Annotated in this window: 15 protein-coding genes, 1 tRNA gene and 2 pseudogenes; 8 read left to right on the plus strand and 10 right to left on the minus strand. The window is 62.4% G+C overall.

Features of this window, described 5'->3' with window-relative positions:
* Positions 1–12: 12 nt before the first annotated feature.
* Both U0029_RS09890 and cadR read right to left on the minus strand, forming a co-directional pair.
* Positions 13–600, minus strand: a complete 588-nt coding sequence (locus tag U0029_RS09890) for a nitroreductase family protein (RefSeq protein ID WP_012417305.1) — start codon at positions 598–600, stop codon at positions 13–15.
* A gap of 128 nt (positions 601–728) precedes the next feature.
* Entirely contained in the window at positions 729–1,163 is a 435-nt protein-coding gene (gene cadR / locus U0029_RS09895; RefSeq protein ID WP_012417304.1) for a Cd(II)/Pb(II)-responsive transcriptional regulator, read from the minus strand.
* Between the two features lie 104 nt (positions 1,164–1,267).
* Between cadR and U0029_RS09900 the strand changes: the two genes are divergently transcribed.
* The 3 genes from U0029_RS09900 to U0029_RS09910 all read left to right on the plus strand — a co-directional run bounded on the left by U0029_RS09900 (position 1,268) and on the right by U0029_RS09910 (position 4,831).
* Positions 1,268–3,529 (plus strand): heavy metal translocating P-type ATPase, encoded by a 2,262-nt coding sequence (locus U0029_RS09900; protein ID WP_012417303.1) that lies wholly within the window; start codon positions 1,268–1,270, stop codon positions 3,527–3,529.
* A gap of 387 nt (positions 3,530–3,916) precedes the next feature.
* Complete coding sequence (gene xth / locus U0029_RS09905; protein WP_012417302.1) at positions 3,917–4,702, plus strand: exodeoxyribonuclease III; 786 nt, start codon at positions 3,917–3,919, stop codon at positions 4,700–4,702.
* Positions 4,703–4,755: 53 nt separating this feature from the next.
* A tRNA-Ala gene (locus U0029_RS09910) sits at positions 4,756–4,831 on the plus strand.
* 116 nt (positions 4,832–4,947) lie between these two features.
* On the opposite strand, the pseudogene U0029_RS17280 reads toward U0029_RS09910, so the two are convergent.
* The 6 genes and pseudogenes from U0029_RS17280 to U0029_RS09935 form a co-directional block, all read right to left on the minus strand.
* A pseudogene (locus U0029_RS17280) lies at positions 4,948–5,067 on the minus strand (type II toxin-antitoxin system MqsA family antitoxin); the annotation flags it as partial.
* Between the two features lie 139 nt (positions 5,068–5,206).
* Positions 5,207–5,884, minus strand: coding sequence for a hypothetical protein (locus tag U0029_RS09915; RefSeq protein ID WP_114852591.1), 678 nt, complete (start codon positions 5,882–5,884; stop codon positions 5,207–5,209).
* Between the two features lie 167 nt (positions 5,885–6,051).
* Entirely contained in the window at positions 6,052–6,558 is a 507-nt protein-coding gene (locus U0029_RS09920; protein ID WP_012417300.1) for a DNA-deoxyinosine glycosylase, read from the minus strand.
* Positions 6,548–7,378: an ABC transporter permease gene (locus tag U0029_RS09925; protein ID WP_249037546.1), complete on the minus strand. Its 831-nt coding sequence runs from the start codon at positions 7,376–7,378 to the stop codon at positions 6,548–6,550. Before U0029_RS09925 ends, U0029_RS09920 begins: the two co-directional genes overlap by 11 nt.
* Positions 7,360–7,986 (minus strand): ABC transporter ATP-binding protein, encoded by a 627-nt coding sequence (locus U0029_RS09930; protein WP_169507412.1) that lies wholly within the window; start codon positions 7,984–7,986, stop codon positions 7,360–7,362. The genes U0029_RS09925 and U0029_RS09930 overlap by 19 nt, the downstream gene beginning before the upstream one ends.
* Positions 7,983–9,848, minus strand: coding sequence for a phosphoenolpyruvate carboxykinase (GTP) (locus U0029_RS09935; protein ID WP_114852592.1), 1,866 nt, complete (start codon positions 9,846–9,848; stop codon positions 7,983–7,985). The genes U0029_RS09930 and U0029_RS09935 overlap by 4 nt, the downstream gene beginning before the upstream one ends.
* 265 nt (positions 9,849–10,113) lie before the next feature.
* On the opposite strand from U0029_RS09935, the gene U0029_RS09940 reads away from it, so the two are divergent.
* Entirely contained in the window at positions 10,114–10,449 is a 336-nt protein-coding gene (locus tag U0029_RS09940) for a thioredoxin family protein (protein ID WP_114852593.1), read from the plus strand.
* On the opposite strand, the pseudogene U0029_RS09945 reads toward U0029_RS09940, so the two are convergent.
* Positions 10,449–11,159 (minus strand): annotated as a pseudogene (locus U0029_RS09945) (GNAT family N-acetyltransferase); the annotation flags it as partial. The gene U0029_RS09940 and the pseudogene U0029_RS09945 overlap by 1 nt on opposite strands.
* Before the next feature lie 116 nt (positions 11,160–11,275).
* On the opposite strand from U0029_RS09945, the gene pdxR reads away from it, so the two are divergent.
* The 4 genes from pdxR to U0029_RS09965 all read left to right on the plus strand — a co-directional run bounded on the left by pdxR (position 11,276) and on the right by U0029_RS09965 (position 15,952).
* Entirely contained in the window at positions 11,276–12,736 is a 1,461-nt protein-coding gene (gene pdxR, locus U0029_RS09950) for a MocR-like pyridoxine biosynthesis transcription factor PdxR (RefSeq protein WP_012417294.1), read from the plus strand.
* Positions 12,737–12,852: 116 nt separating this feature from the next.
* Entirely contained in the window at positions 12,853–14,211 is a 1,359-nt protein-coding gene (gene gorA, locus U0029_RS09955) for a glutathione-disulfide reductase (protein WP_114852595.1), read from the plus strand.
* Positions 14,212–14,437: 226 nt separating this feature from the next.
* A complete protein-coding gene (locus U0029_RS09960) occupies positions 14,438–15,559 on the plus strand; it encodes a 3-deoxy-7-phosphoheptulonate synthase (protein WP_114852596.1) in 1,122 nt (373 codons plus the stop codon).
* Between the two features lie 63 nt (positions 15,560–15,622).
* Positions 15,623–15,952, plus strand: a complete 330-nt coding sequence (locus tag U0029_RS09965) for an I78 family peptidase inhibitor (protein WP_012417290.1) — start codon at positions 15,623–15,625, stop codon at positions 15,950–15,952.
* On the opposite strand, the gene U0029_RS09970 is transcribed toward U0029_RS09965, so the two are convergent.
* The gene (locus tag U0029_RS09970) at positions 15,949–16,800 is read right to left on the minus strand and encodes a ParB N-terminal domain-containing protein (protein WP_012417289.1); all 852 of its coding nucleotides are present in this window, start codon (positions 16,798–16,800) and stop codon (positions 15,949–15,951) included. The genes U0029_RS09965 and U0029_RS09970 overlap by 4 nt on opposite strands.
* Positions 16,801–16,893 lie beyond the last annotated feature (93 nt).

Here is a 16,893-nt window from a genome sequence, read left to right on the forward strand (position 1 = left end):
GAGGCTGTTTTTTTAGGCGCCCGTCCACGTCGTCACGTAGTCACGGTAATCCGGGCGCTGCACCTGCGGGACCGCGCAGGCCGGCGTGCCGATGGCGAGGTAGCCCAGGAAGCGGTACTCCAGCGGGTCCAGGCCCAGAATCTCCTGCACCGCTTCGACATAGGTGCCCAGACCGGTACTCCAGAAAGCGCCGTAGCCCAACATATGGGTCGCGTTCAGCACATTCATGACGGCCGCGCCAGCCGCCAGCACCTGTTCCTCTTCCCGCACCTTGGAGTTATGGTCGATTTTGGCGGCCAGCGCCAGAAACACTGGCACGTCGGCCATCCAAGCGCGCACCGCTTTTTCCTTCTCGGGCGTCATGCGCGGGTCCCCGCTGCGCTTGACGGCATCTAGCGCCACATCGGCAAAACGACCGATGGCCTCACCCTGAATCAAGACAAAACGCCAGGGACGCAAGGCCCCATGGTCGGGCGCACTCATGGCGGCCTGCAGAATTTGCCCCAATTCCTCTGGCTTGGGCGCAGGCGCACGCAAAAACTTCATGGAACGGCGGGAATTAAGCGCATGAATGGCGGAATTGCTAGCGGATTCAGTCATGTTGGGAGGTAAATAGCGAATAGCGGCAAAACGGCGCCGCCTGGACATCAGAGAGATCCGATGAAATTAATGAGAAACATTCTTATTATAGGGCCGAGTAAGACATCAGGATAGAACAGCTCGTCGGATCAACCCAGATGCGTCTGACGCTCGGGCCGCTCCTCAAGCTGCATTTCTGCCAAACCGTGCAGAATCCCGCAGTCATCCACGTCAGGTCGCGCCGATGCACAGCGCTGCCGCAGCTCAGTGAGTTGCTGCTTCAGTTGAGCCAATTCGGCAATACGGGCATCCACATGCGCAATGTGCTCATCAAACAAAGCATTGAGCGCCCCACAACCCGCCTGGTGGTGGTCGGCCAGATTCAGAATCGCGCGGATCTCGTCCTGAGTCATGTCCAGGGCCCGGCAATTGCGGATCAGGCGCAGGCGCTCCAGATGCACTTGCCCGTAACTGCGGTAGTTATTCAAGCCCCGCTGCGGCGCAGGCAGCAAGCCCTCACGCTCGTAGTAGCGCACGGTTTCCGCAGACGTGGCAGCCGCCTTGGCTAATTCACCGATCTTCATGACAGGCTCCTGAGTATCGCTTGACCCTATAGTAACTCCAGGGTGTGGAATGCGGTATATATCCTAGAAGCAACTGGGACAGGCAAAAACAGGACCATCCAAACATGTCTAAGCACCAGCTCTCCACCCCCGGCACCTGCTGCGCCCCTGGGCAACGCCCGGACGCGCGCGGCGACGCACACGAGCACGAGCCTGCGCACAGCCATGATGGTGATGGCTGCTGCGCGTCGGCCGCAAGCCAGCCAAAGCAGAGTGGCAGCCAGCTGAACGCAGGCTCGGGACAGACGCTGACGCGGCTGCGCATCGGCCAGATGGACTGCCCGACCGAGGAAACACTGATCCGCAAAAAGCTGGGGAGCATGGCAGAAGTGCAGGCCATGGAATTCAACCTTATGCAGCGCATGCTGACCGTCGTGCATAGCGACGGCACGCTCGAACGCATTCTGGATGCCATCCGCAGCCTGGGCATGACCCCGGAAACGACGACCAGCGCCCCGCCGTCGCAGAAAGCCGGATGGCGCTTGCTGGCCTTGGGCGGGGTCCTCGCCGGTCTCTCCGAGGCCGCGCATTTTGCGGGCCAGCACCCCTGGCTGACCGCCCTGCTCTCGCTGGCCGCTATTGCCGCCTGCGGTTTGAGCACCTACCGCAAGGGGTGGATCGCTCTGCGCAACGGCAATCTCAACATCAACGCCCTCATGAGTATCGCCGTCACCGGCGCCGTGCTCATCGGCCAATGGCCCGAAGCTGCGATGGTGATGTTTCTGTTCAATGTCGCGGAACTGATCGAGGCCCGCGCGCTCGACCGTGCCCGTAAGGCCGTGCGCGGCCTCATGGATCTGGCGCCGCAAACCGCGCATCGCCAAAACAGCGATGGTAGCTGGAGCGACGTGCCTGCCACGCAATTGCGCATCGGTGACGCGATTCGAGTGCGTCCTGGAGAGCGCATCGCCGCCGACGGCGAAATCTACGACGGCAGCTCCTCTATTGATCAGGCTCCCATCACCGGCGAAAGCCTTCCGGTGGAAAAAACCATCGGGGATGCCGTTTACGCCGGAACCATCAACACCTCGGGCGCATTCGACTATCGCGTCACAGCCGCTGCCGGCAACTCCACGCTAGACCGCATCATCCACGCCGTTGAACAGGCCCAGGGCGCCCGGGCGCCAACACAGCGTTTTATCGACCGCTTCTCACGCATCTACACCCCGGCTGTCGTACTGCTGGCCATCCTGGTTGCGGTGGTGCCGCCACTGGCGCTAGGTCACACCTGGATGGACTCCATCTATCGCGCCCTGGCGCTGCTCATCATCGCCTGCCCCTGCGCGCTGGTGATTTCTACGCCCGTGAGCGTCGTCAGCGGCCTGACCGCAGCAGCCCGGCGCGGCATTCTCATCAAAGGCGGCGTCTACCTGGAAAACGGCCGCAAACTGCGCTGGCTGGCGCTGGACAAAACCGGCACCCTGACACAGGGTAAGCCGGTGCAAACCGACCTCGTCGTGCTCGAACCCATCGCGGCCAATGGCCAGCCCAGCGCACAGGTCGCCGCCAGCCTTGCGGCGCGCTCCGACCACCCTGTTTCGCGCGCCATGGCCCAGGCCAGCGCAAGCCAGGACTTCCTCACCGTGAACGACTTTCACGCCCTGGCTGGCCGTGGCGTGGCGGGCACGATTGACGGCACCACCTACCACCTGGGCAACCGCCGTCTGATGCGTGAACTCGGTGTGCTGACCCCGGACATCGAGGCGAGCATCGACGCCTACGAACAGCTCGGCAAAACCGCCAACGCGCTCAGCGATGGCCAAGGCATACTGCTGCTGGCCGCCGTCGCCGACACCCTTAAACCCAGCAGCGCCGCCGCCATCACAGATCTGCATGCCCTGGGTGTGCAGACCCTGATGCTCACCGGCGACAACAACCGGGCGGCTCAGGCCGTCGCGGCCCAGGCGGGCATCGATGAGGCGCACGGCGATCTGCTGCCCGAAGACAAATTGACGCGTGTCGCCGCCAAAACCAATCAGGGCGGTCTGGTCGGCATGGTCGGAGACGGCATCAACGACGCCCCTGCGCTAGCCCGGGCCGATATCGGCTTTGCCATGGGCGCGGCTGGCACAGGCACCGCCATCGAAACTGCCGACGTCGCGCTCATGGACGATGACTTGCGCAAGATAGGCATTTTCGTACGCCTGTCACGCGCCACCCACCGCGTGCTGACGCAAAATATCGTACTGGCGCTGGGCATCAAAATCGTATTCCTGACGCTCGCGGTCACCGGCAACGCCACGCTTTGGATGGCCGTCTTCGCCGATGTCGGCGCCAGCCTGCTGGTCGTAGCCAATGGTCTTCGCTTGTTGCGCGCTGCGCAATAGGCCGGCCTGGCGTTTTCATAATAGGGCTGCGGCAAGCTACGCCGCACCCCTTCAGTTCATGGCCGGCGTCCGCTGCACAATCATGAAAGCCCAAAGGCCGAGGGACAGCCTCGTCTGCCCCGCCGCCCGCCAAAATACCAAGAACAAGCACCCCGACCTGCCCTCGCCGCCCTATAAGCGCTTGAATCCGCCGCAGCACTAACGAACCAGAACGCCGCGCCTCGGGTACATCCAGCGAAAGAACACGGCATGAGCGGGTATCATCAGGACTTATCGGTGGGGTCAATGCTTACCACGCCCAAAACGAGTAGCCAGATGAGTAGCTACAGCGATTGTTCCAGCCACACTCCCTTGAAAACCCGCAACAAATAACGATCTACAGAATTCATGCAATTAGCCACTTGGAACGTCAACTCGCTCAAAGTCCGTCTGCCGCAAGTCATAGACTGGCTCAATGCCAACCCCGTAGACGCCCTGTGCCTGCAAGAACTGAAACTGGCCGACGATAAATTTCCGCTGGAGGCCTTTACCGAGATCGGCTACCACGCGGCCTGGGCCGGTCAAAAAACCTATAACGGCGTCGCTATTCTGTCGCGCGAGCCCGGCTTTGCCCTCACCCGCAACATCCCAGGCTATGAAGACCCGCAACAGCGGGTCATCGCCGTCACCCTGCCCAGCCCGGCTGGAGACGTGCGCGTCATCAGCGCCTACTGCCCCAACGGCCAAAGCCTGGATAGCGACAAATACCCCTACAAGCTCGAATGGTTCGGCGCGCTGCGCCATTGGCTCGAAGAAGAACTGCGTACTTACCCGCGCCTAGCGATTCTTGGCGACTACAACGTCGCCCCTGCCGACGAAGACGTACACAATCCCGAAAAATGGGAAGGTCAGGTCCTGGTCTCGGCCCCGGAGCGCCAGGCCTTCCAGGCCTTGCTCGACCTCGGCCTGACCGACGCCTTCCGCCTCTTTGCGCAACCGGAAAAATCTTTTAGCTGGTGGGACTACCGCATGTTCGGTTTTCGCCGCAATGCCGGCCTGCGCATCGACCACATCCTGCTCTCCGACGCCCTCAAGCCAACCTGCGTAGCCTGCATCATCGACAAAGGCCCGCGCGGCAACGAACAGCCCTCTGATCACACCCCTGTCGTCACCACGTTGAAACTCAGCCCCTGATGCGCACCGGCACACAAAAATAAAGTTTTCGTGTATAGTTTGCGACTTGATTTGGGGCGGTAGCTCAGCTGGGAGAGCGTCGCGTTCGCAATGCGAAGGTCGGGAGTTCGATCCTCCTCCGCTCCACCAAATTCCAGACGAAAAAGCCTTGGAAACACAACGTGTTCCAAGGCTTTTTTGTTTTTACAGGCTTGAAGGGAAGCATTCACCGATTGATTGAGCTGCAATATCCATTCAGCGGTGCGTAGCGATTCGTCCATTCCCAAAACCGCCTCGCCGCATGCCGGGCAAAAATCGCCCATCACCGCTGAAATAACGGTGGTTCCCCCCTCGTATGTAGCGGGTAGATCGCAGGTGTCGTGGATTCATTCCGCCGGACCGCAGGCAGGACACGTCATAGTCATAGCCGGATTTAAAGCGTCGAACGCAAATACCGCGGTTTGTGCTGACTGGGCGACCCGCTTGCCGAGTGCCCGCTTAGTGCTATGCATCGCAGCCCGACACTCAGTACAGCGTTGATACCGGCAGGCCGAGGCGGGTTTGCGTCAGCTCCGTGACTAGCGCCCAGGCCTCGGGCGGCGCTAGGGAGGACATGGCCACACCGCCCACCAGGGTGCCCAGCGCGAAAGCCGGTACCCGCCTTACACGGGTAATGCCCTCAGGGCCCTGAGGCTTGCGGTTTTGCATGGCGACGACGCGGGCCTCGCACTCTCGGCGGCGCTGTACTTTGCCGCTGAACAGGTCCGGCAGACGCATACTGCCCGGCCGTTGCATCGGGGGCATGACATAACGCACCGGCGCGATGACCAGACGCAATCCGTCACTGTCCTGGGCGGCCTGAGCGACGGCCCCTACCGTGGAGTGCAAGACCACGCTGGCAGGCTCGCGCTCAGGCGGCGTACTCAGAAACCAGCGCAACATGCCTATGAGGGCATGGCTATCTTCCCAGGCGGCTTCGTGGCTGGGAGTTTGTAGCCGCTCGCGCCATACCGGCGGAATCAGGACCGGCACGCCACAGGCCATGCGGGCTCCACCGTCAGCCTGACTGGCTGGCCATACCGTGGCCCGCCCATGAAAACGGATTTGCTCGGAGTCGAACAGATCCTGGAACTCTCGCGGGGTCAGACGACAATACAGCGGCGTCGTGACATCAAAGCGCTTATCAATGTAGACAGCTGTCATGAGGCAGGTCTCCCAAACGGCGCCCCGAGATGGTGTCTGGAAACGCCGGTCAGACGCGGCATCCCAGCGCCGCCTGCCAGGGCCGCGCTATGTGGCAGACGCCGCGACTTTTCTCTTCTCAGTGTAGAAACGGAAGCTGTCATTCGGCTTTGATTGCCGCCTCAGACTCAGGAGATAAGCGGACGCCAGGCGGTCAATTTGTCCTCAAACCGCTGGGCGGCATGGGCAGGGCTGGTCGAAGGTAGCGCCAGCAGACGCAAACCGGCGGGGTGGACGACATGCCGCCGGTAAAGCTGGGCCGCCTTGGCTCCGTTCAAGGCGACCACCTCCAGCTGAGGATGGGCGGCGAAAAAGCCCGGCAAGTCATTGGGCGCCACGCTGGACGCGACAATGGCCGAATCGAGGCTGCCGCGGCGTTCGCAATCGGCCAGGACATCCCATAGCGCAACACGCGCAGCCATCAGCGCCTGGAGCCGGGCATCATAATCGGCTGCGGCATCCACTCCGAACAGGGCTGCCGCAATGCCCCAGAAGGCATTGCGCGGGTTGCCATAGTACTGACCGCGAGCCAATGACACGACACCCGGCATCGTGCCAAGAATCAGAATGCGGGCATCCGGGCGCGCCACCGGCGCCAGCCCCTGCACCCGAAATCCGGAAACGTCAATGGTCATGCAAACGGTCCAGGCGCAGACGGCCGCGCGCGTCAGTCAGGTGGCGCAGGGCCGCCCAGGCCGCGCTAATCGCCGCCAGACCGCTCGCGCCACATAATAGAAAGAGGATGAGAATCTGGTATTTCACGGCTTGGACCGGGTCCATGCCAGCGAGAATCTGTCCGGTCATGATACCGGGCAAAGTAATGACGCCAGCAGCGGCCATTTGATTGATGGCAGGCACCAAGCCACGGCGCACGGACTCTCGCATGAGCGCTGAAAAAGCCTCCCAAGGTGTCGCCCCCAGCGCGATACGGGCCTCAATGGCAGCGCGCTCACGGCGCACGCCCTTCAACATATTGTCGAGCGCGAGACTGCTGGCATTCAGCACGCTACCCAGCACGATACCGACCAGAGCAATCAGATAGCGTGGGTCATACCAGGGGTCGGGCCGTAATGCCGTGCTGAGAATGAACAAAGCCGTCACCGCCGTCGTGCTAATGACGGCAAGCGCTCCGATACGAAAATTGCCCGCCGCGCTGAGCCGCCCGGCAGGCCTGGCGGCAACTTCGCGCGCCGCCAATGCCATCATCACCAGCACCACGGCGGTGGTGATCCAGGGCGAGGCATGCGCAAACACCCTGCGCAGGATATACCCGACCAAAAGCAGTTGCAGGACCGTGCGCGCCGCCGCCCAAAGGATGCTGCGCGCCATGCCCAAGCGCATTACCATCGAGATGGCGGCGCTCATAGCGACCAGCGAGGCCGCAGTCAAAAGGTCACTGAGGTTCAAGACGAGCACGGCTTGCATCACGGCTTGCATCACGGCTTGCGAGCCCATTGCCGTGTCATCGCGTGATCTTGCACCCGGTAGCACCGGGTCGCGAGCCGTCTGGCCTGCTCCGGCTTATGTGTCACCACAATAATCGTCATAGCTTCGCTCTGTAAGCGCTGAACAAGCGTCTCGACCCGTGCACCCGCCGTCTCGTCCAGCGCAGCCGTAGGCTCGTCCAGCAACAGCACCTGCGGTCGGTCTAGCAGCGCCCGCACGAGACTCAGACGTTGGCGCTCGCCGGTGGACAATTCGTGAACAGAGGCAGCCAGAATATCCGGGCGCAACCCCAGCTCGGCGAGTAAAGGCGTGGCCACCTCAGGAAAATGCGCAGCCACAGCGTCATCCCACCAGCCGGATTCGGCCTGGCAATAGCGCACGCGGCGTCTCCAGACCGGTCCCGGCACACTGCTGCGCGCCACGCCGTCGAGCCATATCTCGCCCTGCCCAGGGTCGAGGTCAGCGATTTGGCGTAGATAGAGAGATTTGCCCGCGCCCGAGGCCCCCATAATGGCGATGCACTCGCCCCGCGACACATCGAGGCTGGCCGGCTGAAAGCCGGCCGGCGCAACCCCCCGCAGGCAGAAATAACCGCCGTCAGGGGGCAGACAGGTCATGCCTGGACGGCAGCCAGACGGTGCTCGATGTCCGCCTTGGCGCGGGACAAGGCAGGCGGCAGCCCTTGGGCCAACTGTTCGAACAGTTCGCCATGCAAGGCCAGCTCTTCTCGCCAGGCCGGCGCCTCCACCGAAATGACTTGCTGGAATTGATCGGGCGTGAACTCCAGACCCGTCCAATCAACGTCGCCATAGCTAGGGGAAATACCGAAGACCTGCTCCTGACCACCCGCCTCGCCCGAGAGCCGGCCCAGCATCCACTTCAGTACGCGCATGTTTTCGCCGAAGCCTGGCCAGACGAATTTGCCATTGGGGCCTTTACGGAACCAATTTACGCAATAGATGCGCGGCAAAGTCGCGCCCGCATCAGCCAGGCGCTGACCCACAGCAAGCCAGTGATTGAAGTAATCGGCCATGTTGTAACCGCAGAACGGCAGCATGGCGAAGGGATCACGCCGCACGACGCCTTGCTGACCGACTGCCGCCGCCGTGGTTTCCGAGCCCATCGTGGCGGCCATATACACGCCCTGGACCCAATCGCGGGCCTCAGTCACCAGCGGAACCGTGGTGGAACGGCGCCCGCCGAAGATGAAGGCATCGATGGCTACGCCTTGCGGGTTCTCCCATTCGGGATCAATGGAGGGACACTGCGAGGCCGGGGCGGTGAAACGGGCGTTGGGGTGCGCCGCTTTGCGGCCGGTCTCACGCGCGATCTCGGGGGTCCAGTCCTTGCCCTGCCAATCGATCAGATGCGCGGGCGGCGTGTCGGTCATGCCTTCCCACCACACGTCGCCGTCATCCGTCAGCGCAACGTTGGTGAAAATCACATTGGCCTTGAGCGTCGCCATGGCATTGGGATTGGTCTTCTCGCTGGTGCCGGGCGCGACGCCGAAATACCCGGCTTCCGGATTGATAGCGCGCAAACGGCCATCCTGGCCCGGCTTGATCCAGGCGATATCGTCGCCGATGGTGCTGACTTTCCAGCCATCCATGCCAGACGGCGGAATCAACATGGCGAAATTGGTCTTGCCGCAAGCCGACGGGAAAGCCGCCGCCACATGGAATTTACGGCCTTTAGGCGTCGTGACGCCCAAAATGAGCATGTGCTCGGCAAGCCAACCCTCATCGCGCCCCATCGTCGAGGCAATACGCAAGGCAAAGCATTTTTTGCCCAGCAATGCATTACCGCCATAACCCGAGCCAAAGCTCCAGATTTCGCGGGTTTCGGGGTAATGAACAATGTATTTGACCGGGTTGCAGGGCCAGGCGACATCCGCCTGCCCTTCGGCCAGCGGCATCCCCACGCTGTGCACGCAAGGCACGAACTCACCGTCGGCGCCCAGGACGTCCCATACAGCGCGGCCCATGCGGGTCATGATGCGCATGTTGACCGCAACGTAGGGGCTATCGGAGAGCTCCACCCCGATGTGCGCGATCGGAGAACCCAAAGGACCCATAGAGAACGGCACCACGTACAGGGTACGGCCGCGCATGGCGCCGTCGAACAAGCCCTGCAGGGTGTTACGCATCTCGGCTGGGGCAGCCCAGTTATTGGTCGGACCTGCGTCTTCTTCGCGCTGAGAACAGATAAAGGTGCGGTCTTCGACCCGCGCCACATCCGAAGGGTCGGACCAGGCCAGGTAAGAGTTGGGACGCTTGGCCGGATTCAGCCGGCGCATGGTGCCGGCTTGCACCATCTGCTCACACAGACGGTCCGCCTCCTCCTGGGAACCGTCGCACCAGACCACGCGCTCAGGCTTGGTCAGCGCCACAACGCCTTGCACCCAATCGATCAGGCGGGCATGTTTGACATAGGAAGGAACATTCAAAGGCGGCAGAGTAGCCTCGGCAGCTTGCGTCATTCGGGTATCTCCTGGAAATAGCTGTAAATGCTGCGCCGCGACGGCGAGCGCCGCGAAAAAACGTGGCCCGGCGAACGAGGCCGGGCAATGGCGCCATCATACTTGGGGCGAGACGAGGCATCCAAGCGGGCGAAAGGGATTTACCAACGGATACGGGCGGTTGTAACGCGATCGGCCGTGTTACGGGCTTGAGGGGCAGACCTCAGACAGCGTGCCATAATGCAATGCTCCACCCTTTCGCCACGGCTGACGATCAGCCGCCGCCATGGATCAGATCGATATCAACGACAGTACCGCCGACCGCCAGCTCCTGGACGCGCCCGGGCTATCCTTGGTCGTATTTCATAGCGAGACCTGCCCTAATTGCCGTACCGCGCGGCGGCAGTTGCCGGACTTCGAACTGCCTGTCGAACGTATTTTCTGGGTGGATGCGGGGCGCAACGGCGGGCTGGTCGAGCGCTATGAGGTTTTTCATCTGCCCGCCATGTATCTGACGCGTGATGGCGCTTATTACGGCCCCATCAGCGCGCAACTGGCCGAATGGGATTTGCGCCAGCAGATTGCTCAAGCGCTGGATAACCATCCGGCTGAACTGCCTTAAGCCCTGTTACCCCGCAAGCTTTGCAAACGGGCCACCTGCCGCCCTTCTGCATCGAAATTTTCAGGCGACAGCCAGCGCTCGAAACCCGCGCGCAGGGCAGGCCATTCGCTATCGATGATGGAAAACCAGGCGGTATCCCGCGAACGGCCTTTGTAAACGACAGCCTGGCGAAAAATGCCCTCAAACTGAAAACCCAGGCGGGCGGCGGCCTCTCGCGAAGGGCCATTCAGGCTGTCGCACTTCCATTCGAAACGCCGGTAGCCCAGCTCGTCGAAGACACGCCGCATCAAGAGAAACTGCGCTTCGGTAGAGATAGGCGTGCGCTTGAGCAGGGGCGAGAAAGTGACATGCCCGACTTCGATCACCCCGTTGACCGGGTCCATGCGCATCAGCGCAAGCGTGCCCACGGCGCGACCGCTGGCACGGTCAATCACGGCAAAATGCAAGGGGTCGATGCTGGCCGAGGCCCGCTCGCAGTAGTCGCGGTAGCGCTGCGGACTGTCAAAGGGCCCGACTGCGAGATAGGTCCAATCGCGGCCATCGGGCGCGGCGCGGTAAGCCGTGTACAGATCTTCCGCATGCAGCTCTGCATCCAGGGGTTCCAGGCGGCAGAAGCGCCCGTCGATGGGCGTACGCGGCGGCGGCAGGCGCGGCGTCCAATCCGGCATGGGTGCACCGATGGGTTGCTCATAAGGATTCAACAAGGTCATACCTATCTCCGTTGGCGGGCGGCCAGCAATCTCATGAATGGCCAACTCTAGCCGGATTCGTGGCATCATGGAAAGCACCATATCTTGTCAATTTATAGGTGCCACGCTTGGCCATCATGGAAGACGCTCTCACTCACCTGGTTCTTCTGGACGCACCGCTGTCGGCCCGCGCAATGCCTTTGCAGCGTCAACTTCAGCAGCGCCTGAAAAGCGCCATTCTTGAGGGCCGACTGGCGCCCGGCACACGGCTGCCCGCCTCACGCACCCTGGCCGAATCGCTCTCGATTTCGCGCAACACAGTATCGATCGCCTACGAACATCTGGCGGCCGAAGGCTATCTACTGGCCGACCGTCAGGGAACGCGGGTCGCGGCCTTATCACGCCAGCGCCCCGCGGCAGAACGCCGCGACACCCAGGAAAAACCCCAGCTCGCCCGCCGGCTGGACAGCCTGCTACGCACGCCGAGGAGCACGGCGGCGTATCTCGCCTTACGCCCCGGCCAGCCGGCGCTATCGCATTTTCCGCTGGCCGCTTGGCGCCGCTCGCTGGACCGCGCCACCCGGCGCGGCGGCAGCGATGCCCTGGCCTATGGCGAACCCGCAGGAGAGGCCGAGCTGCGGGCCAGCATCGCGCGCTATCTGGGGGTTGCCCGGGGCGTGCACTGCCTGCCCGAGCAGGTCATCATCACCGAGGGCACCCAGGAAGCATTAGCGCTTTGCGTCCGGCTGCTGGCCGATCCGGGCGATATTGCCTGGATCGAAGATCCGGGCTACCGGGGCGCCAAGACCGCTTTTTTTGCGGGCGATCTGGATGTGCGGCCCAAGCCGGTCGATGCCGAGGGCCTGCATGTACAGGCAAAGGATTGGGCTGAGGCGCCGCCCCGCCTCATCTACGTCACACCCTCGCATCAATATCCCAGCGGCGGCGTGCTGCCGGCTGCACGGCGTTTGGATCTGATTGCTCAGGCGCGGCGCCATCGCGCATGGATCATCGAAGACGACTACGACAGCGAGTTCCGCCATCATGGCGAACCTATTGCGGCCATGCAGGGCATGACGCCGCACTCACCCGTGGTTTACATCGGCAGTTTCAGCAAAACCATGTTCCCGTCATTGCGCATCGGCTTCGTGGTGCTGCCGGAACGGCTGGTGGATGCCACCCAGGTCGCGGTCGCCGAACTGCTGCGCGGCGGCCACCGTTATGAACAGTTGGCGCTGGCCGATTTCATCGAGAGCGGCGAATTCAGCCGCCACTTGGGCCGCATGCGGCGGCTTTACCGCGAACGCCAGCAGGCCTTGCGGGCGGCCCTCACCCGACACCTGGATATTGAACACAGGGTTCTGGGCGGGCAGTGCGGCCTGCATCTGACCCTGCACCTGCCCGAGGGCTATGATGATCAGCATATCGCCGCCAGTGCGCCTGCTCACGGTATGCAGCCTCAGGCCCTTTCCAGCTTCGGCCTGACGGCACGGCAAACAGGCTTGGTCCTCGGATATGGCAATACGGCCGCCGAGATGTTCGATCCGCTTGCGCGGCGCCTGGCGCAGCTCAGCAAAGAGGCCAGGCGTCGGATTTGAGCTCTCGCTAAGGCAAAGACAGGTTCTCAGCCGCGGATTTCATCCGACGGGCAGTCGGAACGCGGTTTAATAGGCAATAGCTGCTGGCGACGCTGGCAATAGCAACAAGGATACCTATGGCTTACGATTTCGATCTTTATGTCATCGGCGCAGGCTCCGGCGGAGTGCGCGCGGCACGTTTCGCGGCCGGCTTCGGCGCCCGCGTGGCGGTAGCGGAAAGCCGCTATCTCGGCGGCACCTGCGTGAACGTGGGCTGTGTGCCCAAGAAACTGCTGGTTTACGGCGCCCATTTCGCCGACGATTTCGAGCAGTCCAGCGGTTTTGGCTGGGCGCCGGGCCACCCCAGCTTTGATTGGCACACCCTGATCCAGAACAAGAATCGCGAGATCGAGCGCCTGAACGGCATTTATCGCAACTTGCTGGTCAATAGCGGCGTCACGCTGCATGAGGGCCATGCCCGGCTGCTTGATCCGCACACCGTCGAAATAAACGGCAAGCGCCACACGGCCGAACGCATCCTGATCGCGACCGGCGGCTGGCCCTTCGTGCCGGACATCCCGGGCAAGGAACACGCCATCACCTCTAATGAGGTGTTTTTCCTGAAGCAACTCCCCCGCCGTGTCCTGGTCGTGGGCGGCGGTTATATCGCCTTGGAATTCGCCTCGATTTTCAATGGCTTGGGCGCCGACACCACCCTGGCCTACCGCGGCGCGCTGTTCCTGCGTGGTTTCGATCAAAGCGTACGCGAGCATTTGCGCGAGGAACTATCGAAAAAGAACATCAATCTGCGCTTTGATACTGAAATCGCAGGCATCGACCAACTGGCCGACCGCAGCCTGGCCGTCACGCTCAAAGATGGCTCCGTCCTGGAAACCGATTGCGTGCTTTACGCCACGGGCCGCCGCGCCATGCTGGACAAGCTGGGCCTGGAGAACACTCGGGTTCGGCTGAATGATCAAGGCTATATCGAAGTCAACGAGCAGTATGAAACCGCCGAGCCCTCCATCCTGGCGCTGGGCGATGTGATCGGCCGCGTGCCGCTCACGCCGGTGGCGCTGGCCGAAGGCATGGCCGTCGCGCGCCGCCTGTTCCGACCAGAGGAATACCGTCCGGTCGACTATGACCTGATTCCGACGGCCGTGTTCAGCCTGCCCAATATCGGCACCGTGGGCCTGACCACCGAGCAGGCCATCGAGCGCGGTCATCGCGTCAAACGCTTCGAAAGCCGTTTCCGGCCCATGAAGCTGACGCTCACGGACTCGCAAGAGCGCACGCTGATGAAGCTGGTTGTGGATGCCGACACGGATCGGGTATTGGGCTGCCACATGGTTGGCCCGGATGCGGGGGAGATCATCCAGGGTCTGGCCGTGGCGCTCAAAGCAGGCGCCACCAAACGAGTCTTCGACGACACCATCGGCGTGCACCCGACGGCCGCCGAAGAGTTTGTCACGATGCGCACACCGGTGGCTGACTGAATCTGGCGCCGGGCCGGCAGGACCATCATGCCCGAGCTATCCCATCTCCTTGGTTGCGCCCCGGTATGCCTGGGCATGGTCCTGGCCCCAGGCGATCGGGTCGCGCGCTCACGTTCGCAGGGCCTGCTTCGCTATGCGGGGTGGCGCTGCACGCACGCCGCTGAGGCGGCGGGGCAGGCGAAGTGCGATAATCGTCGTCTATCGCCAGCGCGCACGGAGAACTGCTTTGACCCGCATCGACGACGCTTTGCATGACCAGGAAACCGGTCAGGCCGACGCCACCCAGGACAGCACCCGCATCGACGACACCCGTATTGGTGCAGTGCGTCCCCTGATATCCCCTGCCCTGTTGCTCGACGAGTTGCCCACGCCGCCCGAGGTCCAGCATCTGGTCGAGACCAGCCGGGCTCGCATCGCCGACGTGCTGCATGGCCGCGATGACCGCCTGATCGTCGTCGTGGGGCCCTGCTCCATTCATGACCACGGACAGGCGATGGCATACGCCCGCCAGCTGAAAACGGCCGCCGAGGCGCTGAAAGACGATTTGCTCATCGTGATGCGGGTGTACTTCGAGAAGCCGCGCACGACGGTGGGCTGGAAAGGCTACATCAACGACCCGCGGCTGGACGGCAGTTTCCGCATCAATGAAGGCCTGCGGCGTGCCCGCTCTCTGCTCTTGGAAATCTCAGGCCTGGGCCTGCCCATCGCCACAGAATTTCTGGATTTGCTCAGCCCGCAATTCATCGCTGACCTTATCGCCTGGGGCGCTATTGGCGCACGCACTACCGAAAGCCCCAGCCACCGTCAGCTGGCATCGGGACTGAGCAGCCCGCTGGGCTTCAAGAACGGCACGGATGGCGGCGTGCAGATCGCCGCCGACGCCATCGTGGCTGCCGGCGCCAAGCATGCCTTCATGGGCATGACCAAAATGGGTATGGCCGCCATTTTCGAAACGCGCGGTAATGCCGATACTCACGTCATTCTGCGCGGCGGCAAAAATGGTCCCAACTACGACCAGGCCAGCGTGCAAGCCTGTTGCGAAGTGCTGCGTCGCGCAGGGCTGCGCGAACAGGTCATGATTGACTGCTCGCATGCCAATTCCAACAAATCGCATGAGCGCCAGATCGACGTAGCGCGCGACATCGCCAAGCAGATCGCCCAAGGCGAAACACGCATCACCGGCCTGATGCTCGAAAGCAATCTAGAGCCTGGACGCCAAGACCTCACACCGGGCGTGGCGCTGGCCCACGGCGTGTCGATTACCGATGCCTGCCTGGGCTGGACGCAAACCGAACCGGTGTTGGAAGATCTGGCGCACGCCGTTCGTGAGCGGCGCGTACGCCACTGAGCGCCCCGCAGGGCGGCGTTCAGGCGATATGATGGGTGTTTCGTCCGCGTCCAAGGAGCATTCATGAACCGGAAATCGCTGCCCTTTCTCTTCGCCCTGAGCTTGGCTGGTCTGGCCGGCTGCGCCGCCAAGCCGGCCGCCTCCCCAGCCCAAGACGCCCTGTCTTCAGACTCCGCGCTGTCTGGTGGTGCAAGTTGCGATGCCCAATCGGCACAATCTTGGCTCGGCCAGCCATTTACGGACTCAAGCAGTGCCGATGTCCGCAAGCGCAGCGGTTCGGACACCGTGCGCGTGCTCAAGCCCGGACAGGTGATGACACTGGAATACAACCCTGGCCGCGTGAACATCATCGTCGATGGGCAGGGCAAGATCAGCGCCATCCGCTGCGGCTAAGGCTGGCTGTCTGGCTCGCGGCGGGCTTCCGCCAGCGCGACCGTCAGATGCATCACCTTCTTTTTCAGCGTGTCGCGCTCTTCGGTCAAGCGCTTGATGATGCCGGTCAGGCGTTCCACCTCAGCCGGATAATCCTCAATGGCTGGCCGGTCTTCCCAGGGCGGCGTTTGATTGCCGGCTTGCGGCGATTCGGCCTCTTTGCGCAGCTTGGCCTCGTAACGGGCCGCCTGCAACTCCATGCGGGCCTGGCGCGCCACTTCACGCAGATTCTGCTTGCCGCCCTGAGCGGCGGCCTGCTGGCGCGTCTCGGGCAGACTGGCGACAGCCGCCGCCGCATTAATCGAAATTTCGCCCGAGCGCACAGCCTTCACTAGGGCAGGCACCGCACGCTGCTCGATGCGCTCGATCTGCGCCAGGGTGTTGCTGCTCACGCGGGCTTCACGAGCCAATTCCTGACGGCTAGGCATGGGCGGCTCGGGCAGCGCGGCTTCGCCCGCCGGGACCGACTGCTCCCGCGATTGCAGAATCTGTTTCTTGCGCAAGGCCAACACGCCGCGCTGGTAGTCGGACACACTGCGACGGCCTAGATGGTTGTCGATCATCCAAAGACGGACATCGTCCATGGATTGAAATCGCTCGTTTTGCAAGGTGCGAAACGCAATCCCGTGCTTGCGGCAAATTTCATAACGGTTATGCCCATCGACCAGGACATTGCCCCAAAGCACCAGGGCATCGCGGCAACCCTCGGTCAGAATGCTGCGTTCCAGGGCGGCGTACTCTTCGGCACTGAGCGGGTCAATATAGACCCGCAACTCTTCATTAATCTCAATATTCATAGGATGAAGCATAACCGGCCAAACGATGCAATTATTAGGGACAGACTTTTCCCGTTTGCACGAGAGAGTAAGAATGAAATTTATGAATCGTAAGTCCTGACGAAA

The organism is Bordetella avium (genome assembly GCF_034424645.1).
Taxonomy (GTDB): Bacteria; Pseudomonadota; Gammaproteobacteria; order Burkholderiales; family Burkholderiaceae_B; genus Bordetella; species Bordetella avium.